The organism is Endozoicomonas sp. SESOKO2, from assembly GCF_024606245.1.
Classification (GTDB): Bacteria; Pseudomonadota; Gammaproteobacteria; order Pseudomonadales; family Endozoicomonadaceae; genus Endozoicomonas_A.
Map to the genome: position 1 here is coordinate 1 of NZ_JAHHPQ010000542.1, position 21,051 is coordinate 21,051.

Annotated in this window: 18 protein-coding genes; 9 read left to right on the forward strand and 9 right to left on the reverse strand. The window is 47.9% G+C overall.

Annotated elements, in window-relative coordinates; all coding sequences use genetic code 11:
• Nucleotides 1-57 precede the first annotated feature (57 nt).
• From KDK17_RS19590 to KDK17_RS13175, 3 genes are all read left to right on the forward strand, one after another.
• Nucleotides 58-186, forward strand: coding sequence for a hypothetical protein (locus KDK17_RS19590; RefSeq protein WP_373691591.1), 129 nt, complete (start codon nucleotides 58-60; stop codon nucleotides 184-186).
• A 315-nt stretch (nucleotides 187-501) separates the two neighbouring features.
• On the forward strand, nucleotides 502-4,413 hold the full coding sequence (locus KDK17_RS13170; protein WP_257288248.1) for a CHY zinc finger protein: 3,912 nt from the start codon (nucleotides 502-504) through the stop codon (nucleotides 4,411-4,413).
• Between the two features lie 279 nt (nucleotides 4,414-4,692).
• A complete protein-coding gene (locus tag KDK17_RS13175; RefSeq protein ID WP_257288249.1) occupies nucleotides 4,693-8,223 on the forward strand; it encodes a CHY zinc finger protein in 3,531 nt (1,176 codons plus the stop codon).
• A 39-nt stretch (nucleotides 8,224-8,262) separates the two neighbouring features.
• Here the strand turns inward: KDK17_RS13175 and KDK17_RS13180 are convergent, their stop codons facing one another.
• The 4 genes from KDK17_RS13180 to KDK17_RS19595 form a co-directional block, all read right to left on the reverse strand.
• Nucleotides 8,263-9,006, reverse strand: a complete 744-nt coding sequence (locus KDK17_RS13180; RefSeq protein WP_257288250.1) for a DUF484 family protein — start codon at nucleotides 9,004-9,006, stop codon at nucleotides 8,263-8,265.
• On the reverse strand, nucleotides 9,003-9,833 hold the full coding sequence (dapF, locus tag KDK17_RS13185) for a diaminopimelate epimerase (RefSeq protein ID WP_257288251.1): 831 nt from the start codon (nucleotides 9,831-9,833) through the stop codon (nucleotides 9,003-9,005). The genes KDK17_RS13180 and dapF overlap by 4 nt, the downstream gene beginning before the upstream one ends.
• A 10-nt stretch (nucleotides 9,834-9,843) precedes the next feature.
• A complete protein-coding gene (lysA, locus tag KDK17_RS13190) occupies nucleotides 9,844-11,112 on the reverse strand; it encodes a diaminopimelate decarboxylase (RefSeq protein ID WP_257288252.1) in 1,269 nt (422 codons plus the stop codon).
• Nucleotides 11,113-11,235: 123 nt separating this feature from the next.
• Nucleotides 11,236-11,358, reverse strand: coding sequence for a lipoprotein (locus KDK17_RS19595; protein ID WP_306670875.1), 123 nt, complete (start codon nucleotides 11,356-11,358; stop codon nucleotides 11,236-11,238).
• A gap of 166 nt (nucleotides 11,359-11,524) precedes the next feature.
• Between KDK17_RS19595 and cyaY the strand changes: the two genes are divergently transcribed.
• Nucleotides 11,525-11,848, forward strand: coding sequence for an iron donor protein CyaY (gene cyaY / locus KDK17_RS13195; protein WP_257253949.1), 324 nt, complete (start codon nucleotides 11,525-11,527; stop codon nucleotides 11,846-11,848).
• Between the two features lie 151 nt (nucleotides 11,849-11,999).
• On the opposite strand, the gene KDK17_RS13200 is transcribed toward cyaY, so the two are convergent.
• Nucleotides 12,000-13,127: a porin gene (locus KDK17_RS13200; RefSeq protein WP_257288253.1), complete on the reverse strand. Its 1,128-nt coding sequence runs from the start codon at nucleotides 13,125-13,127 to the stop codon at nucleotides 12,000-12,002.
• A gap of 88 nt (nucleotides 13,128-13,215) precedes the next feature.
• Here KDK17_RS13200 and KDK17_RS13205 point away from each other — a divergent pair, with 88 nt between their 5' ends.
• The gene (locus tag KDK17_RS13205; RefSeq protein WP_257288254.1) at nucleotides 13,216-13,500 is read left to right on the forward strand and encodes a hypothetical protein; all 285 of its coding nucleotides are present in this window, start codon (nucleotides 13,216-13,218) and stop codon (nucleotides 13,498-13,500) included.
• 242 nt (nucleotides 13,501-13,742) lie between these two features.
• On the opposite strand, the gene tenA is transcribed toward KDK17_RS13205, so the two are convergent.
• Complete coding sequence (tenA, locus tag KDK17_RS13210; protein ID WP_257253944.1) at nucleotides 13,743-14,429, reverse strand: thiaminase II; 687 nt, start codon at nucleotides 14,427-14,429, stop codon at nucleotides 13,743-13,745.
• A 107-nt stretch (nucleotides 14,430-14,536) separates the two neighbouring features.
• On the opposite strand from tenA, the gene ftnA reads away from it, so the two are divergent.
• A complete protein-coding gene (gene ftnA, locus KDK17_RS13215; RefSeq protein ID WP_257253943.1) occupies nucleotides 14,537-15,052 on the forward strand; it encodes a non-heme ferritin in 516 nt (171 codons plus the stop codon).
• A 33-nt stretch (nucleotides 15,053-15,085) separates the two neighbouring features.
• On the opposite strand, the gene KDK17_RS13220 is transcribed toward ftnA, so the two are convergent.
• Both KDK17_RS13220 and elbB read right to left on the reverse strand, forming a co-directional pair.
• On the reverse strand, nucleotides 15,086-15,778 hold the full coding sequence (locus tag KDK17_RS13220; RefSeq protein WP_257253941.1) for an RING finger domain-containing protein: 693 nt from the start codon (nucleotides 15,776-15,778) through the stop codon (nucleotides 15,086-15,088).
• A gap of 193 nt (nucleotides 15,779-15,971) precedes the next feature.
• Nucleotides 15,972-16,625, reverse strand: a complete 654-nt coding sequence (elbB, locus tag KDK17_RS13225) for an isoprenoid biosynthesis glyoxalase ElbB (RefSeq protein ID WP_257253939.1) — start codon at nucleotides 16,623-16,625, stop codon at nucleotides 15,972-15,974.
• Between the two features lie 245 nt (nucleotides 16,626-16,870).
• Between elbB and KDK17_RS13230 the strand changes: the two genes are divergently transcribed.
• The 3 genes from KDK17_RS13230 to folK all read left to right on the forward strand — a co-directional run bounded on the left by KDK17_RS13230 (nucleotide 16,871) and on the right by folK (nucleotide 20,610).
• Nucleotides 16,871-18,052, forward strand: coding sequence for a retropepsin-like aspartic protease (locus tag KDK17_RS13230; RefSeq protein ID WP_257281164.1), 1,182 nt, complete (start codon nucleotides 16,871-16,873; stop codon nucleotides 18,050-18,052).
• Nucleotides 18,053-18,607: 555 nt separating this feature from the next.
• Complete coding sequence (gene pcnB / locus KDK17_RS13235) at nucleotides 18,608-20,092, forward strand: polynucleotide adenylyltransferase PcnB (RefSeq protein WP_257253937.1); 1,485 nt, start codon at nucleotides 18,608-18,610, stop codon at nucleotides 20,090-20,092.
• Nucleotides 20,093-20,112: 20 nt separating this feature from the next.
• Complete coding sequence (folK, locus tag KDK17_RS13240; protein WP_257253935.1) at nucleotides 20,113-20,610, forward strand: 2-amino-4-hydroxy-6-hydroxymethyldihydropteridine diphosphokinase; 498 nt, start codon at nucleotides 20,113-20,115, stop codon at nucleotides 20,608-20,610.
• Nucleotides 20,611-20,799: 189 nt separating this feature from the next.
• Here the strand turns inward: folK and KDK17_RS13245 are convergent.
• A partial coding sequence (locus KDK17_RS13245) for a hypothetical protein (protein ID WP_257253934.1) occupies nucleotides 20,800-21,051 on the reverse strand: 252 nt, incomplete at its 5' end.

Sequence of the window (21,051 nt, forward strand, 5' to 3'; positions counted from 1 at the left end):
GAATGCAACGCGTTAATGTCGGAATATTACTGTGCAAAGTGCAAACAATTCACCAGTATGGAAAACGACTGCCAGATACTACCCTGCTCCCACAAAGTTCATGGAAATTGCAGAATTGCGATGATTCGAAACAGGATAAGAGCCTGCCCCGTGTGCAGATACCTTCTATACACTCCGTTAAGATAAAAACAATAATTAATCATCTGACCGAATTTAATAGTCGCAGCGGGTGTTCGCTTCATATTAGCAGCTTGGTGCCAAGCCTTGCAGGATACTTTCAGATTGATGCTGCCGAGGGCTATGCAGCACAGGGCAAGTAATCCATATAACAATTCAGCAATTCTTGGCTATTCTCTTGTTTTACTACGAATAATAAGAATGACCAATGATGTTCCTTTATTTTTCCAAGGCAGAAAGTCAGTACAGATTGTAGTGGCGTTTTCTATCAAACGAAGAGGATAGGATTGTTATTATTGACTTAAGTTGTTTAGTGAGATTTGAATGCATTTTTACCGCTTATTCATAGCATTTGTTCTTTCCCTGCTAGCTTTGGCGGATGTGCCATTATGCTATTCCTCAACCCTGATTGACCGACATCATTTCGATGGGCACAAGGTGCGGATTGAAATCAATGAGGGTACAGATCCGCAACAGGAAGTAAATCAGTGGCAATTGAGCTTGCTGCTTCCGGAAGGTTTCAATGACCAAAACAGCGTCCTTTGCTTTAATACACCTGTGGTGCCAGCGGACTCGAACAGTATTGCGCTACCAGTAACGAATAACCTGAGCAACTATTGCTATCAACTAGTGATAATGAACGGGGAACAAACCCCCGTTTTCCAGCAGGCTTCTAAAAATGGCACACTTGTTCGTTTGAAATCCACGACGGCAGACAGGCCAGAACTGGCTTCCGTAAACACCCACCCACCCCTGAGCAGCAAACCTCATACTCCCCCACTCACCCTTCTGGCCTACACCGAAAACCTGACTGACCTTGGGTTGGAAACCGGGAAAACCCGGAACAACACACGAACGTTGACAGGAGACAAACTCGCTGGCAACGTCGATTTATCCGGTGGCGGCAACGGGGGCTTCTTTTATTTGCCTCCCCCTCCACCCTGGAGAGGTGGAGGGGGTTGGCCAACGGGATTATTCGAAATCGACCTGGTTGTCCTGAAACCGGTCATCTCATGGCTGCTGTCCATAGGCAAGGATTCTGCCTCGCTTGAGGAACAGCCATCCCCGACACGTCTGAAAATAACACGCGTCAATGCCGATGGTTCTTCCAGTGAAGCCGTTATACCCGTTGGTTGGCTTGATTTCCTGAATAGTGAGCAACTGACCGATGTTCACTTCTGGAACACCCTCTTCCAGCGTGGTGACACCTCTTGCCCGGCCAGCGAAAACCTTCAGTGGCAGCTTAACTGTTTAAAGCTATTTCTTGAGCGTACAGCCTTGAAGACAGATCATGCAGGTGGTTTGAAGGCAGGTAATGGGGATGGTGAACCCTCTGGCAGGGTTCCAGACAAAGAATCAAAAGACGAAGATAACCATCATCAAAAGGAGCAGAGATTTGAACCCGAAGGCCAGGAGAGCCGATCATCGGGAGAAGGCAATGAAGACAGAGAAGGTGGAGATGACAGCAAAGACGACAATGGAGAGGAGAGTGAAAAAAAGGCTACGACTCAAGACCTTCAGGAACTTGCGAACCAGCTTATAGCCATCATTGAAAGCGACGCTCCCGATGCCGTTTTTAAGCTGGGGCAAATACTGGATGAGCTGGACATGCCTCAGCGTTTGCAGGTTCTGAAAACAGAAGGCACAAACAACAGGGGGACTCCTGTCACGCCTCTTGAGGCGATACTGGAACTGCCGCGTTCATTCAAAGAGGGTTCATTGCGTAACCGGTTTATTGAGCAGCTGATAGAATCTACAACCGATAAGACACGTACTTTGAATGATTTTAACATTCCGTCTGCCCTCCAAAAAATACCTCTGGCTGACCAGGCACTGTCCGAAGCGGGCGACAACAACCTGAGCATTTTGTCCAAGATTGTTCAGGACATAATCCGAAGAGTCAATCAATCTGACACACAACCGCCTATGGGAGACTTTGAAAAGTCTTGTCTTACTGAGCACTTTGTTCAACTGTTCCTGCTCTACGAAAACCCATTTGGAACTATTTATGAACTGTTGGGGAAAATATCCGACGTAACCATAATCCGTGATATTTTGTTCTGCGCTCATCCATTTACATATTCCAGTACTTTTCAGGAGATCTTCACACGATTTGAGCAGCACCCGTCTTACTTTAATTTTGTACGCTATTCAAATAGCCTGATGATGCTGTTGCGATCTTTCCCTGCAACAAAAGAACCTTCACAACGAGAGCCTTCACTTCAAAAACTGTCACTACAAAAGCCTGTGATCAGCAACAATGATAATGCCTCCAACGGAACAATGGCCCGTGGTTGCTCAGCATCAGATGAACGTCAATCCCTATGTAGCAGCGATAGCACCTCCAACGAAACAATAGTCAGTGGCGGCTTTGCATCTGATGAACGTCAATCAGGATGTAACAGCAATAATACCTCCAGCGAAACAATGGCCAGCCATGGAAACACATTCACCCATACCATCCGGCCATTTAACAGTGCCTCTGGCTCTGGCACCAGTTCTCTTAAAACGTCCACTGATAAGTACTTACTGCAGGGAGCAAAGCCAAAGCAGCCTGCCCGTACTGATCGGTCAAATGACTCTTCGCGAATGCGATCATATTCACTTCGTTCCTATGGTGATCATCAAAGCAACCTGACACAGGACCAATTTGGCTGGGAAGTTCCGGGAATAAATCCAAATTTCTTAAGAAAACATTCGAACGACCATTCCCTTTTAGTTGACCAACCTCATCCCCAAAACGCTTCCCCTGCACGGAGGAGTGGTACCCCGCGACTGCTTGCAGCCACCCCATTGATAAATCCGGGAAATACATTTAATGCGGACGGTAGCCCCGAAATTCATGAACCTCAAAATTTAGATCGTAGTCTGGAAAAGTTAAAACGTGTTGTAAGTCAGTTCCAAAAAGATAGAAGAGAATTTGAACGGTATAGAAACATTCGGGAAAAGGAAGAGCAAAAAAGACAGCAGATTAATGAGTTAACTGCACAGATTCAGTGGTTAACAACACAAAATCAATGGTTAACATCACAGAATCAATGGTTAATAACAGAGAATCAGGGATTAAACTTAGAGAAGCAAAATTTAGATAAAGAGAATCAAAATTTACATTCAGCGAATCAAAATTTAAATGCAGAGAATCGAAATTTAAATGCAGAGAATCAAAATTTAAATGCAGAGAATCAACACTTAAATGCGGAGAATCAAGAGTTAACTATAAAGAATCAGGAATTAGATAGAGATAATCAGGGTTTACGGGGCTGCGTGGAGTGTTACGAAACTGACATCGGACGCTTGGAGGCAGAACTTCAAATAACGAGGGATGAGCTTATACAACATCGTTTGCACGACAGGGCTCATCAAGCATACCATCAGATGGCAGAACGCAGGCCGGAGAGATGCAATTGCGCAATGCACCGTGCTACACGGGCAACGACCATCCAAAATGAGGCGACAAGCCCGTTGAATGAGCAGGCAAGCTCGTCTAGCGGCCACTTGGAACTAACATCAGCAAGCAATATCACCTCCGGAGAATACCTGCCGACGGCAGCAGCCAGCCCGGTTATGCCGGGCAACGGCGGCTCTTTGGCTCCTCAGCCGTTGAACACCTTCAATGAGCAGCTCACCCCGTCCAATGAGCGGTCAGTCTTGTCGAATGAGGAGTTGCAGCAGTTACCGGAGCAAGAATCCCGAAGGCCAGTGTGCGAACATTTCCAAAGATTCTGCTATGTGGGTTTTGATTGCTGTCCGGGGTATTTCCCTTGCCATAGATGTCACAACGACAGGGGTTCATGTAAAGCTGAACTCAAGGCTGTTCATGCAATACGGTTTATGTGTTCTATATGTGGATATGAGGGAGAAATTACGGAAGACTCCCAAACATGCCCGAACTGCGAAGAGCAAATGTCGGAATATTACTGTGCAAAATGCAAACACTTCACCTCAAAATATAACGACCCGTTCCACTGCCATAAATGCGGTATTTGCCGGATGAAGGCAAGTGAATCCTTTCACTGTGATGTTTGCGGTGTCTGCATGCATAAAATGCTAAAGGGCAATCACAAATGCCGACCAGGCTCAGCGCACGACCGTTGCGGCATCTGCCTTGAAGATGCCTTCAGCGGCTGCCAGATATTACCCTGCTCTCACAAAATTCATAAGCATTGCGCCATTGCAATGCTTCGAAACGGGATAAGAACCTGCCCTGTTTGCAGAGGCCCTGTATTTACTGAATAACTTAAAACAATGATCAACCGTCTGACCGGATTGAATACCAGTATTGGGCCGTTGAAGAGGTTGATGATGCCGAAGGATTTGTAACATAGGACGAGTAATCCAAATAGCAATTCAGGAATTCTTGGCTATTCTTTGTTCCTACCGAGAATAAAAAGATTAGCCAATGATGCTCCCTTATTTTTCCAGAGCAGAAAACCGACACAGATTGTCCTGGCGTTTTCTATCAGACAAGGAGGGCGAAGTGGGTTTCATTGGCACAAGTTATTTAGTGAGATTTTGATGCAGTTTTACCGCTTTTCCATAGCATTTGTTCTTTGCCTGCTAGCTATCGTGGTTATGCCTTTATGTCATTCCTCAACCCTCATTGACTGGCATCATTCCGATGGTCACAAGCTCCGGGTTGAAATCAATAATGGCACAGATCCCCAAAGTGTGAGTCAGTGGCAACTGAGTTTGTTACTTCCGGAAAGTTTCGATGACCAGAACAGCATGCTTTGCTTCAAGACACCTGTGGTGTCAGCAGACTCGGGCAGTATCGCAATAATGATAACAAACAACCCGGGCGACTACTGCTATCAACTGGTGATATTGAACAGGAAACAAACGACCGTTTTCCAGCAGACCTCTAAAAATGGCACACTTGTTCGCTTGAAATCCACGACGGCAGACAGGCCAGAACTGGCTTATGTAAGCCCCCATCAACTCCTGAACAGCAAAAACCATACTACCCCACTGACCCTTCTGACCTATCCCGACAATATGACAGAGAGTGGTCTGGAATCCGGGCAAACCCGGAATAACACAGTGGCATTGGCAGGAGACAAGCTGGCTGGCAACGCCGATTTCCCCGGAGGCGGCAACGGGGGCTTCTTCTATTCGTTTCCCCCTCCACCCTGGGGAGGCAGAGGTGGCTGGCCATCAGGATTATTCGAAATCGATCTGCTTGTCCTGAAGCCCGTCATTACATGGCTGATGTTCGCAGGCAAGGATTCTATCTCGTTTGAGGCACAGCCATCCCCGGCGCGTTTGAAGATTACACGCGTTAATGCCGATGGCTCTTCCAGTGAAGCCGTTATATCTGTTAGTTGGCTTGATTTCCTGAGTATTGAGCAACTGACCGATGTTCATTTCTGGAACACCCTCTTCCAGCGTGCCTCCAGCTCTTGTCCGCTCAGCGAGAACCTTCAGTGGCAGCTTGGCTGTTTAAAACTATTTCTTGAGCGCACAGCGTTGAAGACACATCATGCTGGTGGCTTAAAAGCGGGTAATGGAGATGGTGAACCCTCTGACAGGCTGCCAGACAGAGAATCAAAGGACGAAAATAACGATCATCAAAAAGAGCAAAAATTTGAACCTGAAGATCAGGAAAGCAGATCACCGGGAGAAAGCGATAAAGACACGGGTGGTGGAGATAAGAGAAAAGACGACAATGGAGAGGAGAGCGAAAAGAATGCTCCGACTCAAGACCTTCAGGAACTTGCGAACCAACTTATAGCGATCATTGAAAGCGACCATCCCGATGCCGCTTTGTTGCTGAGACAAATAATGGATGAGCTAGACATGCCTCATCGATTGCAGCTTCTGGAAACGATAGGCACCAACAACAGAGGTCATTCTGTCACGCCTCTTGAGGCGGCACTGGAACTGCAGCGTTCTTTCAAAGAAAATTCATCGCGCAACTCTTTTATCAAACAGCTGATAGAAGCCACAAGCAATAAAACACGGACCTTGAATGATTTTGACATTCCGACTGCCCTTCAACAGATACTTCCAGCTGGGCTGGCAATGCCCGAACCTGGCAATAACAACCTGAGGATTTTGTATAAGATTGTTGAGGACATAATCCATAAGGTCAATCAATCCGGGACACAGCCACCCATAGGAGACTTTGAGAAGTCTTGCTTCACTGAATACTTTGTTCAACTGTTCCTGCTCTATGCAAACCCATTTGGACCTGTTATTGAAGTGTTAGGGAAAATATCTGACCAGGCCATATGCCGTGATATTATGACTCGTTCACAATCATTTACATTTCCCGGCACTTTTCTGGAGATCATAAAACAATTTGTGCAGCACCCGTCTTCCGATGCATTAGTACACTTTTCAAATAGTCTGGTCATCCAGCTGCAACCTTTCTCTTCATCAAAAGAACCTTTACTTCAAAAATCTTCGCTGCAAGAGCTTGCAATCAGCAACAGTGGTCATACCTCCAACAAAACAATGGCCAGCCATGGAAATGCATACACCGATTCCATCCAGCCATTAAATGGCCACGACATTGCTTCTGACTCTTCCAACAGTCTTAAACCATCCAATGACAAATACTTACAGCAGGGAGCAAAACCAAAGCAGCGAGTCCTTGCTGATCGGTCAAATGATTCTTCTCAAAAGCGATTACATTCATTACCTCCGTATGTTGATTATCAAACCAAACGGGCACAAGACCGACCTGACCGGGAAGCGCGGGGGGTAAATCCAAACTTCTTAAATAGACATTCGACCAATCGTTCCCTTTTAGTTGAACAACCTTATTCCCAGACAGCTATACCTGCACAGACGAGGGATTTTCGGGAACGAACTACCCCTCCGTTGATGACTTCGGGAAATACATTTAATACAGGCGACCACCCCGAAGACCATGAGCTTCAAAATTTAGAGCGTAGTTTGGAAAAGTTAGAACATGCTGTAAATCAGTACCGCAAGGATGGAATAGCATTTGAACCGGATAAAATCGCCCGGGAAAGAGAAGACAAAAAAAGGCAGCAAATTAAAGAGCTAACTGCACAGGTTCAATCGTTAATAACAGAGAATCAAGGATTAAGAATAGAGAATCAAAAATTAACTATAGAGAAGCAACATTTAAGCGCAGAGAATCAAGAGTTAACTATAAAGAATCAGGAGTTAGAGAGAGATAATAACGGGTTACGGGGCTGCGTGGAGTGTTTCGAATCTGACAGCAGACGCTTGGAGGCAGAACTTCAAATAACGAAGGATAAGCTTATACAACAACGTTCAATGTACGATGAGACCGATCAAGCATACCATCAGATGACAGCAACCAGTAATCCATTGATGCCTGGCAATAACATAGTACGTCGTACTTCCCAGCAGCAGACGATCATCCAAAATGAGGCGGCAAGCCCGTTGAATGATCAGCCGAACACCGACAATGTGCAGGTCAACCCGTCCGATGAGCAGTCACTCTGGTCGAATGAGGAGTTTCAGCAAACGCAGCAAGAATCCCGAAAGCCAGTGTGCAAACATTACCAAAGGTTCTGCTACGTGGGTTTTGCCTGCTGCCCGGGGTATTTCCCCTGCCAAAGGTGTCATAACGAAGACGAGGATTCATGTGAAACTGAAGTCAGGGCTGTTCAGGCAATGCGGCTTAAGTGTTCTCTATGTGGATATGAGGGAGAAATTACAGAAAACTCCCAGATATGCCCGGGATGTGATGAGCAAATGTGCACATATTACTGCGCAAAATGCAAACACTTCACCAGTATGGAAAAAAAACCGTTCCACTGCGATAAATGCGGTGTTTGTAGAATACACGCGGATAAATCCTTTCACTGTGATGTTTGCGGTGTCTGCCTGGACAAAAGGCTGGATGGCAATCACAAATGCCGCCTAAACTCAGGCCATGATGAGTGCTGCATCTGCCTGGAAGATGCCTTCAGCGGCTGCCAGATATTGCCCTGTTCCCACAAAGTTCATAGAGAATGCGCCATTGCGATGTATCATAACGGAATAAGAACGTGCCCTGTCTGCAGACAACCTTTCAGCACTCAGCAAGCTGCAAACAATGATTAACCGTCTGACCAGACTGAATAAACGGCGCTGGCGTCTGCTTCAGATGAGACGACTCACGACACGGCTGGTGACGTCACTGAGATAACCAATGAACAGGCTACCCATGGAGGCACGGAAATGATTTTCATCCCGGCTACCCAGGGCGAGAATGCCGACGTTGTCCGGAAAGTTCAACGGTGCCAGGGCTAATGAACCGATTTCCCCGTGGTGCTCCGGAAACAGGAATTCCAGCTCACGGGTTCTCATTCGACCACAAATGACTTTCTGGCCGGAAGATTGTCTATCACTGAAGCCCGAAAGCAGATCCCCCAGAATCTCATCCGCGGTCCCGGGATCTTCTTCCCGAATGGTAAGATTGGCTGGTTGGCGGGTAAACAGAATCAGGGAATGAAAGTCGATTTCAAAATCCTGCTCCAGACCGTCCTTGAGTGTTTCGGTCGCCTGCTCAAGATCCTGACTTTCCAGAAGACCGAGCACCAGTTTGCGAGTTTGTTCAAAAAGACGGTCGTTATCCCGGGCAACGTCCACCAGTTTGCCAAGCCTGCGTCGCAACTCAAGATTGTGCTCCCGTAACAGTTGTAACTGACGTTCAACCAGTGAAATAGCTGCCCCTCTTTCATGGGGGATTTTGAGATCCAGCAGCAGTTCATCCTGATTCATAAAAAAGTCAGGATGGCTTTTCAGGTACCGAATTACCTGATCCGCCGTTATAGAAGTGGCCTGGTTTGCTACGCCAGCGTTCCTCTTGCTCAGGGCTGTATCACTGGTTGACGAGTCTGTCATATCCGTGTTTGTCCTTCAAATACCCGGGTAGCACTCCCGGTCATCATAACCGAGCAACCTTTTCCCGGCCAACGAATCTGAAGAGTGCCGCCCGGAAGATTAACCCGAACCTCTTCATTGAGTAACCCTTGCAAACGACCCGCTACTACCGCCGCACAGGCACCGGAACCACAGGCCAGGGTCTCACCCACACCCCGCTCATAAACCCGGAGATTGATCTCTCCGGCATCCAGTACCTGCATAAAACCGGCATTACAACGTCTGGGAAAACGACTATGACCTTCAAGCCTGGGGCCCATAGATTCAACCGGTGCCCGATTAATATCGTCCACTTGCCACACGGCATGAGGATTGCCCATGGAAACCGCCCCGACTGTCAGACTCTCTCCGTTTACATCCAGGTCATAGGTGGTTTGTGTGGACGACGCCTTGAACGGAATCTGCTGAGGCTCCAGCCCGGGAACGCCCATGTCCACCGTCACATCACCATTGTCCTCGATGGTGAGTTCCATATTGCCACCGGAGGTTTGCACCCTGATGGTGTCGCGCCCAATCAGTTTCTTGTCCCTGACAAAACGGGCAAAACAACGGGCACCATTACCACACTGCTCCACCTCACTGCCATCGGCATTGAAAATCCGATAACGGAAATCCATATCCGGATCAGTGGGCGGCTCAACCATGAGCAACTGATCAAAGCCAATGCCAAAATTCCGGTCGGACAGGCTGCGAATTTTTTCCGGGGTAATGCGAATAGACTGGGTGACCCTGTCAACAACCATAAAGTCATTGCCCAAACCATGCATTTTTGTAAAGTGCAACAACATAGCGCAGTAGTTATCCCTCTGGTAGCAGTATTTCGTCAGCCCACTGGGCAGCCAGTTTTTCCCGGCGACGAACCAGATGTACCTGATCACCATCGACCATTATTTCAGCAGGGCGACAGCGGGAATTATAATTGGAACTCATTCCAAAGCCATAGGCACCGGCAGAGCGGACCGCCAGTAAATCGCCTTCAGCCACTCTCAGCTTTCTGTCTTTACCCAGAAAATCTCCGGTCTCACAGATTGGACCGACCACATCGCACAGGAGTTCCTCTCTTTCGTTGTTACTGACAACCGGCTCAATACCATGCCAGGCGCTATAGATAGAGGGGCGCAGCAGATCATTCATGGCCGCATCTACCACGGTGAAGGCCTTGTGGTCAGATTGTTTGATCAGCTCAATCCCGGTGACCAACATTCCGGCCTGTGCGGCAATCGATCGTCCGGGCTCAACCACAATTTTCAGATGCTTGTGGTGCTCATTGGCGGCCAGATGCTCTCTCACCTGACTCAGGTATTCTGAAGGTGTGGGTGGCTGCTCGTGCTCTTCATAGGAAATACCCAAGCCACCGCCAATATCCAGATGTTTGAGGATAATATCCATCTCACGAAGCTGGTCAACCAGCAGCAATAGACGGTCCAGAGCATCAATAAACGGTTCTTTAGTCGTCAGCTGAGAGCCGATATGACAATCCACGCCTGCCACTTCAATATTTGGCAGCTCAGCCGCCCGCTGGTAGACGGCAGGCGCAGCCTTGATATCAATACCGAATTTGTTGTCTTTCAGACCCGTAGAAATATAAGGGTGGGTTCGGGCATCAACATCCGGATTCACCCGGACAGAAACAGCGGCCACTTTGCCCATGGCCTTGGCTTCTTGCTGGATTCTTTCCAGCTCTGTTTCTGACTCAATATTAAAGCAGTGAATCCCCAGCTCCAGAGCCCTTCTGATTTCATGACGCTGTTTGCCGACACCGGAGAACACCACTTTGGAGGCTTCACCACCGGCGGCCATGACCCGCTCCAGTTCACCTACAGACACGATGTCAAAACCTGCCCCCAGTTTTGCCAGAACATTCAGAACTGCCAGATTGCTATTCGCTTTAACGGCGTAACAAATCAGGTGAGGCCAACCCTCCAGCGCCTGTTTGTAGGCTTTAAAACCTTCTTCAAACCCTTTACGGGAATAAATGTAGGCTGGGGTACCAAACTGTTCGGCAATTCGAGTCACGGGAACCTGTTCAGCGTAAAGCTCACCGTTACGACTGGGAAACCAATCCATCAGACTGTCTTACTCTCTATCATGAAATTTCTGGGGAGCATTATTCTACTTTTATGGGCTTAAGGCATCTATGCGCTTGGGGCATCTCTGCGCTTCGGTTGTCTGTCTCTCCCCGGAGACTGATTACTCTGACCCGCTATGTGTCAACTGCTGGGTGTCACCATCCTTTGGAAGATACAAATCTCCCTTCTGACCGCACCCGGCAAGCAGAAGAGTGGTGAACATGAGGGCAATGAGGGCTCTCATGAAAGGCTCCTTGTACTTTTTACCATGAGCCGATTCGCTCAGGGCTGTGTGGATAGTCACTCACCACAGAACAGCCATTCTTTGAAATGGCTGTTTCAGCAATGATCAACCGCTGAGTATAATCTGCATCAAACTGCGGCGATAGCCCTAACTGACGGATACACTGATGAACGAAAGTGAGTACCATGACCTCCTGGACGACCTGATGGTCGCCCTTGAAGACGCCATAGAAGAGGCAGAGCTGGATATTGATTATGAAACCGCCGCAGGCATTCTCACTCTGACCTGTGAAGATAACTCCAAAGTCATTCTGAGTCGGCAGACACCCGTGCTGCAATTATGGCTGGCCGCAAAAGGTGGCGGCTTTCACTTTGATTACGATGAAGACAAAGGGCAGTGGCTTGCTGACAGCAACGGTGAAGAGTTTATGCAGGTATTGAATCGCTGTCTGAGTGAGCAGTATGGGGAGGCGGTAGAGCTTTCTGTCTGAGTTTTGGGGAAGCTTTAGCTTCCTGATTCAGGTTTTCTGAAAAACAAAAAGGCGAAACCCGGATAGGGCTTCGCCTTTTTTGACAGCGTCTGAGGAAGCCGAATACGCCTCCTCAAATACTGCGTAGTGTCAAGCTGACTGCTTCTGTGGATTAGAAGTAGTACAGAGCCTGTACAGCGTAGGTGTCGTCCAGATCTTTACTGCCATCAGCAGCAACTTTCTCGCCACGGGTGTATTCGAAAGCGAACTGCATTGGGCCAGTTTCATAGATGGCGCCCACCATGTAATCAGAGAACTGAGCGTCAGTCTTGTCACCAGTGTAGGTGTCGTCAGCCGTCAGCTGGTTGAAACCAGACTGCAGGTAGAAACCTTCAACAACCTGAGGCAGGGCCAGCTTACCGTACAGTTCGATACCGGTAGATTCTTTGTCCAGAGTACCTTTAACTACAGCCGTCTTGTTTTCGAACTGACCGTAGGTAGCTGCCAGGTAGAGAGCTTCGTTTTCGTACTTGGCACCAACGGTAGCAGAGGTAGACTTGTCAGAACCGTTGTAAAGTGGCAGAGCGCCGAGTTCTTCAGCGTACTTAGCTTCGTTGTAGGTAGCACCCAGAGACAGACCCATTGGCAGATCGTAGCTCAGAGCAACACCGTAACTGGAATCACGAGTACCGTCGACAGTTACCAGCTGGCCATTTTTCAGTTCTTGAGTCTTACCACCGGTACCTTTCAGCTGGTATTGGATACCAACGTTCAGACCGCCAAAGCTGTTGCGGTACTGGATTACGTCGTCAGCACGAGCGGTACCGTCGGAGTCACCGCTACCGTGGCTTGCTTCATCGTCAGAAACCAGACCATCACGACCGCTATAGACACCCATAGCAGCACCACCACCGATGGCGAACTGGTCAGTCCAGCCAGATACGTCAGAGGTTACGGACCATGCTTTACCCGCAGTGAAGGCACCGTAGGTGTCGTGGCTCAGGCCAACGTTACCCAGACGGTTGAAGAACTGGTCGTCCTGATCACCGTCAACAGCGTAGAAGCCCCACTCAGCAACAGCGGAACCGGTCCAGCCGCTGGAAAACTTGTGAGCGTACTTGAAGTTGATACGCGGGCTGGCATCTTTCATCTCAGCATCGGAACCATTGCTCTTCATGGTTTTAGCGCCGATCTTACCGCCGATGCTCAGGCTGTTAACGTCATCGTTATAAACTTCCAGGGCCATTGCCTGACCGGCAACAAGGGAAGCTACTAAAGTGGCAAGCAGTTTCTTCTGCATGGTCACTAGACTCCTAACTCAATGTGTTGTGTTGTTGGATCTTTTTTCTGCTTTTTATATGTGATCACGAATTATTAAAAGTGATTCTATGACCGAGCAGTTATATGCGGATTCTTATAAGTTCTGGGACGATCATCACATCACTAAAACTCATACCCCCATTCAATATTCGGTATTGCTCGATATTTATACCTATACAGCTGCGGTCAAATACTCTCGCAAACGACAACAAAATAGATGCAGCTACCTATTGAACTCCCTGCAACCTCCCTTTGACGAAATCATTGAACGCAACTCATTGCGTAAATTTTTTATAAACCTGGTAAAAATTGGTAAAAGAGATACCCAATTCTGTGGCATCAAGAACCCTTAAAGGACACAAATAAACGACAAATCTTATGTTTTTAGCAAAATGAGGGACTATTAGTTTTTCCAGATAATGGATCGAAAAGAATATTACGTAGATCAGTATTCAAACCACGAAAGGCCACAGGGCGGGATAAGCAGATAGGTTGTTATTGCTTCAGAAGCAGCAGATCAATAGGAAGAACTCTTTAGAAAGAGAGTATTTATTCTGATCAGAGCAAGCTGTCTTCAGCTCACTCTGATTCGGCATTAAAAAGTCTGATTCAGCCCCATATCCCAGAAGCCAATTTCCAGACGGGTAGCTTCCCTGAAAGTACGATAGAGAGAGTCCATTCGCCCATCAGAAAACCGACTGTCGGCCAGCTTTTCAATCGCTTCAACCTGTCTGACAGCCCCCTGCACAAACTCCTCACCCCCATAGGTCTGGATCCATTTCCAATAGGGGTTACCTTCTCTTTTCGTTGCCGGATCATTGATCAGTCTCAGACCAATCTCTGCATAGCCCACCGCACAGGGCGAGAGGGCTGTCTGGAGATCCAGAATATCGCCTGCCATTCCTCGCTCAAGCACATAGCGGGTATAGGCCATATTAGCCCTGGCTTCTGGCTGACTGACCACATCCTGCTCAGTCATTCCCCACTCAGCGCAATACTCCAGATGAAGATTCATCTCTGAAAGAATCCCGGCCACGGAGTCAGAAGCCGCTTTCATATCCTCAAGATTGTCGGCCTTGTAGACCGCCAGGGCATAAGCTCTGGCAAAGTGAATCAGAAACAGATAGTCCTGCTGCAAATAGTGCTTGAAACTCTCCAGAGGCAGGGTCCCGTCAGCAATGCCCTGAACAAACTCGTGATGACAATAACGGTGCCAATCATCAGCACAGGCTGTTTTCATTTGGCAGTAAAGCGTATCGGGATGATCCAACCGAGAGGTCATGATTAAGTCCACAAAAGGTATTGAGAAAAGGCGAAATCATAACCTGAATGTTCAAGTAGAGCACCAAGCCGTTATACTTCACCTTTTGGCACGAACAGGTTAGATCCATGCTGACTCAAACCATGATCGACAAACTCAACGATCAGATCAATCTGGAGTTTTACTCCTCCAACCTTTATCTGCAAATGGCTTCCTGGTGCGAAGCCCAGGGGCTTGATGGCTGCAACGAGTTTCTGCGCCGCCATGCCCGGGAAGAGATGGAGCATATGCAAAAGCTCTTTGACTACGTGAATGAGACAGGCGCTATGGCTATCATCGGTGCAATCAATGCACCACCCCACCAGTATGAATCGGTAAGAGATATCTTCCAGCGAACCTACGAGCACGAGTGCGAAGTGACCCGTTGTATCAACGAGCTGGCACACACCGCTTTTACTGAAAAGGACTATAGTACCTTCAACTTTCTGCAGTGGTATGTATCCGAGCAGCACGAGGAAGAGAAACTGTTCAAAGGCATTCTGGATAAAATCGATATGATTGGCTTTGAAGGCAAGGGCCTTTACTACATCGACAATGAAGTGTTGAAACTGGTAGCTGCCATGCCTCCTGTTACGGCCGCCTGACAGTCTACACCCCTGTCAGGGAAGGCAGGGTTACTACTGGCATACAGGACACAAAGGTGATTGCTTTGCCCATTCATCAAGGCATGCCTGGCAATAAAAATGTTTTGCACAGGCTGCAAGTGCAGGGTTTTTCAAGGGTTCTAAACAGATAAGGCATAATCCTGTAAAGATCTGCCCTGCCAAGTAGTCGGCAGCTTCTATAAACAATTTGTGCTCTGTTCTTTTAGCAATGAGTCTGGAAATGGCCAGCAATGAGCTTTCATCACTCTTAAAATATACGCTTACGTCACATGCAATATTATATAAAAAACTTAACATCAAGCCCATTGAAAAAATAGCAATACGTTTAGCATTATGAGCATTGCCGGATTTAGATCTATAGAAATTTATTAAAGCAACAGTTGCTATTTCAGATACTCGTAATCGCAGCCTGTATTCATCATAATATAACGACAGATAGGCCAATAAATCGAACAGGCCAGTGTAAAAAAACTGTACGTAATCTTCATATGACGTAGCATGGTCGGAACTTACATATTCATCATAATATAACGAGAAAGCGGTTAATAAATTCGACAGGCCACTGGAAAAACTCTGTTCGTAATCTTCACAGGAAGCAGTATGGTTGGAACTTATACACTCATCATAAGTATTAACTTGAGATCCGTAAGAAGCAGCACAAAATATTAGTAAGATAAATATCACTAATTTGCGTAGATGAGGCATATTCATTATTCATATCAAAAAAATCAGCACGATGCAGCTGCGGGCGCTCTCTGAATTATCAGTCCATCAGACTGATCGTTTTTATCGCTCTGCACAGCATGACCCGACCGGGCGATGCTTTACGCGAAATTAAAATACCTCCTGCCACAGCAGCCTTGCCATCCCAGACAAGGGACGGCAAAGCTTCGAGAAATCAGGCCATAAACAGAACCCGATCAACCAGCTTATCGATCCCTTCAGCAGCTTCGCTGATGCGTCTGGCAATCATATAGGCTGGAGTGGTCACCAGTTTGCGCTGCTCATCCACCACAATATCATCCACAGCACACTCTACATGTCTGACACCCGTCTGCTCCAGTGCCGCAGCCGTTTCAGCATCATTGCCAATGGTGGCCAGAACGCCCTCACCGTATATACGACCGGCAATAGCAGGGGCAATACACATCAGCCCAACAGGTTTACCGGCTTCTGCGAAAGACCTGGCTGCCGTGCTGACGTCACTCTGAACCTTGAGTTCGCTGCCACTGAAAGCAAAATCCGATAAATTTTTTGCTGCCCCAAAACCGCCGGGCAAAATCAGGGCATCAAAGTCTTCAGCCCCGAGTTCTCCCAGGGGCCTGATCTCACCCCGCGCAATCCTGGCTGCTTCCACCAGTACATTTCGTCCCTCGTCCATTTCATCGCCCGTTACATGATTAATGACGTGGTGCTGAGCAACATCGGGTGCAAAGCACTGGTAGCTGGCTCCACGGCGATCAAGACTGAGCAGGGTTAGAACGGCTTCCTGGATTTCGCTGCCGTCAAACACACCTGACCCGGAAAGAATAACCGCTACTTTCTTACTCATAGATAGTCCCCATTTATTACCGTCACGACAGAGAGGCAGACTAAAGATTGCTGCTTTTAGATGACCAACTGACTCTGAAAATCATCAGCCAAAAGCGAAAAAAACATTCCAATAATATAGTGGGCTGAAAGAGAAGGTGAAATTATTTTCAAAATTAACCGATAGACTGAAACAGATAACGTCGACGACGCCGTTCTAGTCGAGCTAGACTGAAGCAAAAATGCTTGAATGGAGTCCCTGTCCTATTGAAAAAGCTTCTGGCTCTGAGACTTTTGACATTGTCCATAATGATGTTTACCACAGGCCTGATTACCGGTTGGTGGTGGCATGAAATGCTCGATAATAAGAGTGAAAAGGCTTCGTTTGAAGTTCTGAACTACCGAAATTGGCTACCTCTTGGGGATTCCAGCAATACGCTGGAACCGCTCGACATACCTCAGGAAATCATTGATTTTGAGCAGGCTCTGGAAGACCTCAGATACGATGACGCTCTGATTATTTTTCAACGGCAGGAGCGACTGAATTCAGACCTCAGCGAACGGCTGGTGACAGTCCTGATGCAAAAAACAGATGAATGGTCTGAGCACAGGGAATACAGCATTGCTGCACTGGAACGTTTTACCCAACACTATTATCAGAACCCGGCTCTGCTGCATAAGCTGTCAGAACTCTACACTGCTCAGTATGAGCTGGAGAAAGCCATTGAGGTGCTGATCAACGCTCAATCATTCACCAGCGATCCTGATAAGCTGAGGAATATGGCCACCAGAATCCACGAACTCAGCCGCCTTGTTTATGATAACAGGCAGACAAACCAACAACTCCATGAAACCCTGCCCCTCTTCCAGAAACTGGCAACAATGGAACCTGAGCGCGCTTTTTACCGGTTTGCACTGGCTCAAGGTTACTTGTCCACAGACGATTCTGACCATGCCATTCGCGAGCTGGAGTTGTTGCAGACCGACGAAGAGTTTGGTCGACAGGCTTCCCGGCAACTGTCTGACCTGTTACCCCCTGTTCAGGAAGAACCCGAGGAGATGCCTGCCTCAGCCATTCCTCTTATTGCCGAAGGCAATCACTACATTGTGGCCGCTCTGACTCAGAATAAAAGCCAGTCGCGACTGCTGATTGATACCGGAGCCAGTTTGACAACTTTGCCCGATGCTTTATTGAAAGAGCTTAAACGTAAGAAAATGGCCTACCGGGTGGGTCATACCGAGTTGAAAACAGCCAGTGGGATTGCCTTTGCCCCTATCTATCGGGTGAAAGAGTTACATCTCGGTCAATACGTTATCAAAGACTTGGAAGTGGCGGGATTAGACTTGGGCTATGCCTTTGCAGAAGGACTGCTGGGCATGAATGTTCTGGGCCAGTTCCATTTCCAGATCGATCAGGACCGCAACCATCTGATTCTGACACCCCGCTGACACCAGAGTGTTACCCTTACCTGTTACGCATTAGTACTTATTTTCTGCCAAGGTAACAAAATTTCGTAACCTTTTCGTCACCCTAACGCCACCGGAAAGTTTAATTATCATTAAAATTCAATAAGTTAAGCAAACTGGCACAGCATATGCGTAACACTGACAAAACAATAATAATAAGCTCACATAATAAAAATAATAAGCGCGGCCTACATAATAATAACAAGAGCATAGGTAAGTTGATTATTTTGCAGTATGCCCTCCGGGTTTTCCATGGAAAAGGTAGCCAGCAAAATTATCCGTTTACATCTCAGGCGACACAATAAAGATAATAATTATCCGCCAGCAGAGGGGGAGGTTTGACCTCCCCCTTTTTTTCTTTTCTATCGAACAACTGTACGAACTGTACGGTGTGCCGAGATGAATTCCTTGGGACTATAAACCAGTGTCAACCCTACCCACTGGGATGCTATGATGTACGCCAGACCGGAGCAGTCCATCTGATCCACCGCGACGATATTACTGACTAACCAACAAAGATTTCATGCAAAACTCATCATGACAGGCATCATTATTATAGTGTTAGTGGTGCTGGGCATCTCGCTTGCTGCTTATTACTTCTGGCTTAGGTCATCCTCAGAAAAAGACCCGGCACCCTCTGAATCGCAGCTTCCTGATCCCGACTCTACCCGGGAGCCTGATGACTTCTACTATAGAGACCAGACTCGCACTCCTCGTGAAAATCACCCTATTTCACGGCGGGAAATCAGTGAGAATGCCCTGAAAGTCCTTCACCGGCTGAACACTAATGGCTACGAAGCTTACCTGGTAGGCGGCTGCATCCGTGACCTTTACCTGGGTCTTCACCCTAAAGATTTCGACGTTGCCACCAATGCAACGCCTGAACAGGTTCGCAGACTTTTCCGTAACTCCCGGATCATCGGTCGCAGATTCAAGCTGGTGCACATTCTGTTTGGTCGCGAAATGATTGAGGTGGCCACTTTCAGAGCCAGTCATGATGAAGCCCGCAATGACAACCACAGCAGGGACAAGTCCGATCACTCCGATTCCGGACGGATTCTGAGAGACAACGTTTACGGCTCTATAAAAGACGACGCTATTCGTCGAGACTTTACCGTCAACGCACTCTATTATGACGTCCGTGACTACTCCGTCATAGATTATTGCGGTGGTGTTCAGGACCTTGAAAATAACACTTTAAAGTTGATTGGCGATCCGGTTAAACGATACCACGAAGATCCGGTTCGAATGATGCGAGCCCTGCGCTTTGTGGCCAAGCTGGATTTTGATATGGATCCCGCAACAGCAGACCCCATCTATGACCTTGGTCATCTGTTGAGTGACATTCCATCGGCCAGACTGTTTGACGAAGTGCTAAAACTACTGCAGTCGGGCAAAGGAGTAAGAACTTTCCACCTCATGCGTGAGTTTAGTCTGCTTCAGTACCTGTTCCCGGCAACACATCACAGTCTTGAAGCTCAGGATGAATTAGCTGAAGCACTGATTATCAGGGCACTGGAAAGTACCGATTCACGGATTACCCGAGGCAAGCCTGTCACCCCCGCCTTCTTGTTTGCTGCCTTCCTCTGGGCTCCGCTGCAGAGACTGGCCGGGGATCTCCGCGATCAGGGCGTGCCTCCCACACCCGCCCTGCAACAGGCAGCCATGGTCGTGCTGGATAATCAGTGTGCTCATACTGCGATTCCTAAACGTTTCACCATGGTAGTTCGGGATATATGGGAAATGCAGTACCGACTGGAACGCCGTCAGCCCAAGGCCATTGAAACCTTGATGGAACACCCTAAATTCAGGGCTGCCTATGATTTTCTGGTACTCAGGGAAGCCGCCGGTGAAGAACTGAACGATGCAGGGCAGTGGTGGACTGATATCCAGGACTCTTCGGATCAGGATAGAAGCAGCATGATTCACGACCTTCGCTCCCATCCCGATGGCAAAGGCGGTCAGAAACGAAGAAGACGCCGCCCACGCAAGCGTCCACCGGTCCTGAACAAACCAAAATGAACCACTGTAGCTGAACAATTATGACCACCGCCTATATAGCCCTGGGCAGCAATCTGGAAAATCCCGGCCTGCAATTGCAAAGAGCTGTGGACGACATTGATTCATTGCCCGAAGTTGAAGTATCAGGCTGTTCAAAGCTCTACATCAGTGATCCGGTCGGCCCTAAAGGGCAGCCTGACTATTGCAACGCTGCCGTCCGGATTGAAACCAGACTCGCACCGCTGGCATTACTGGACATCATGCAAGCCATTGAAAATGACCACGGCAGGGTCAGAACCGTGCGCTGGGGGCCCAGAACGCTTGACCTCGATATAATCCTTTACGGTGATAACATCATTGAGTCCGAACGTCTGACTGTGCCCCACTATCAGATGCATGTGAGGAACTTTGTACTCTGTCCAATACTGGATATAGACCCTGAACTCACCCTTCCTGATGGCCGCAAAGCAGCCACACTGCTAGCGGAAGTCGGAACTGATGGTATTGAAGTAATGGCAACTCACTACCCCTGGTTTTGACTTCTCCCCGGACGTAAAGAGGGTGTCGCAAAAGTAGCGAGGCGCAGCACTTTTGCGACAGCCTCAAAGGCGGGAATCATTCAGCTTGGGTTGATAAGCTTGCGGTTATACCTGCTGGCGAGTACCCACTCTTTTTTTTATATCAAGATTCGTTACGAAATTGTCTCCTACAGAGGAGCGGTTGTCAGATTAAGGACTGAGGTCATCATCCTGATCCACATCAGGAAACTTGCGTTTTTGATGTATTCTTTTGTGATTCGACATAGCTTGAGCATTCTTGGAGACCGTTCCGCATAGACGCCGCTGGCCGTCCTCCCCGATCATGGTTACGTCACAGTTACGTTGCCTGGTGTGGGGTTCCAATAGCTTTTGAAAAGCGAACTGACAACGGCAACCACTTTTACAGATATCCCTGAATAAGGGTTGGAGCATAGTGGAGTG

What these genes read in the sequence shown, in the direction of transcription:
- ftnA (WP_257253943.1), top strand. Translation starts at nt 14,537, where the DNA reads ATGCTGACTCAAACCATGATCGACAAACTCAACGATCAGATCAATCTG.
- lysA (WP_257288252.1), bottom strand. Translation starts at nt 11,112, where the DNA reads ATGGATTGGTTTCCCAGTCGTAACGGTGAGCTTTACGCTGAACAGGTT.
- KDK17_RS13175 (WP_257288249.1), top strand. Translation starts at nt 4,693, where the DNA reads ATGCAGTTTTACCGCTTTTCCATAGCATTTGTTCTTTGCCTGCTAGCT.
- KDK17_RS13205 (WP_257288254.1), top strand. Translation starts at nt 13,216, where the DNA reads ATGACCGAGCAGTTATATGCGGATTCTTATAAGTTCTGGGACGATCAT.
- elbB (WP_257253939.1), bottom strand. Translation starts at nt 16,625, where the DNA reads ATGAGTAAGAAAGTAGCGGTTATTCTTTCCGGGTCAGGTGTGTTTGAC.
- folK (WP_257253935.1), top strand. Translation starts at nt 20,113, where the DNA reads ATGACCACCGCCTATATAGCCCTGGGCAGCAATCTGGAAAATCCCGGC.
- KDK17_RS19590 (WP_373691591.1), top strand. Translation starts at nt 58, where the DNA reads ATGGAAAACGACTGCCAGATACTACCCTGCTCCCACAAAGTTCATGGA.
- dapF (WP_257288251.1), bottom strand. Translation starts at nt 9,833, where the DNA reads ATGTTGTTGCACTTTACAAAAATGCATGGTTTGGGCAATGACTTTATG.
- KDK17_RS19595 (WP_306670875.1), bottom strand. Translation starts at nt 11,358, where the DNA reads ATGAGAGCCCTCATTGCCCTCATGTTCACCACTCTTCTGCTTGCCGGG.
- cyaY (WP_257253949.1), top strand. Translation starts at nt 11,525, where the DNA reads ATGAACGAAAGTGAGTACCATGACCTCCTGGACGACCTGATGGTCGCC.
- tenA (WP_257253944.1), bottom strand. Translation starts at nt 14,429, where the DNA reads ATGACCTCTCGGTTGGATCATCCCGATACGCTTTACTGCCAAATGAAA.
- pcnB (WP_257253937.1), top strand. Translation starts at nt 18,608, where the DNA reads ATGACAGGCATCATTATTATAGTGTTAGTGGTGCTGGGCATCTCGCTT.
- KDK17_RS13170 (WP_257288248.1), top strand. Translation starts at nt 502, where the DNA reads ATGCATTTTTACCGCTTATTCATAGCATTTGTTCTTTCCCTGCTAGCT.
- KDK17_RS13180 (WP_257288250.1), bottom strand. Translation starts at nt 9,006, where the DNA reads ATGACAGACTCGTCAACCAGTGATACAGCCCTGAGCAAGAGGAACGCT.
- KDK17_RS13200 (WP_257288253.1), bottom strand. Translation starts at nt 13,127, where the DNA reads ATGCAGAAGAAACTGCTTGCCACTTTAGTAGCTTCCCTTGTTGCCGGT.
- KDK17_RS13220 (WP_257253941.1), bottom strand. Translation starts at nt 15,778, where the DNA reads ATGCCTCATCTACGCAAATTAGTGATATTTATCTTACTAATATTTTGT.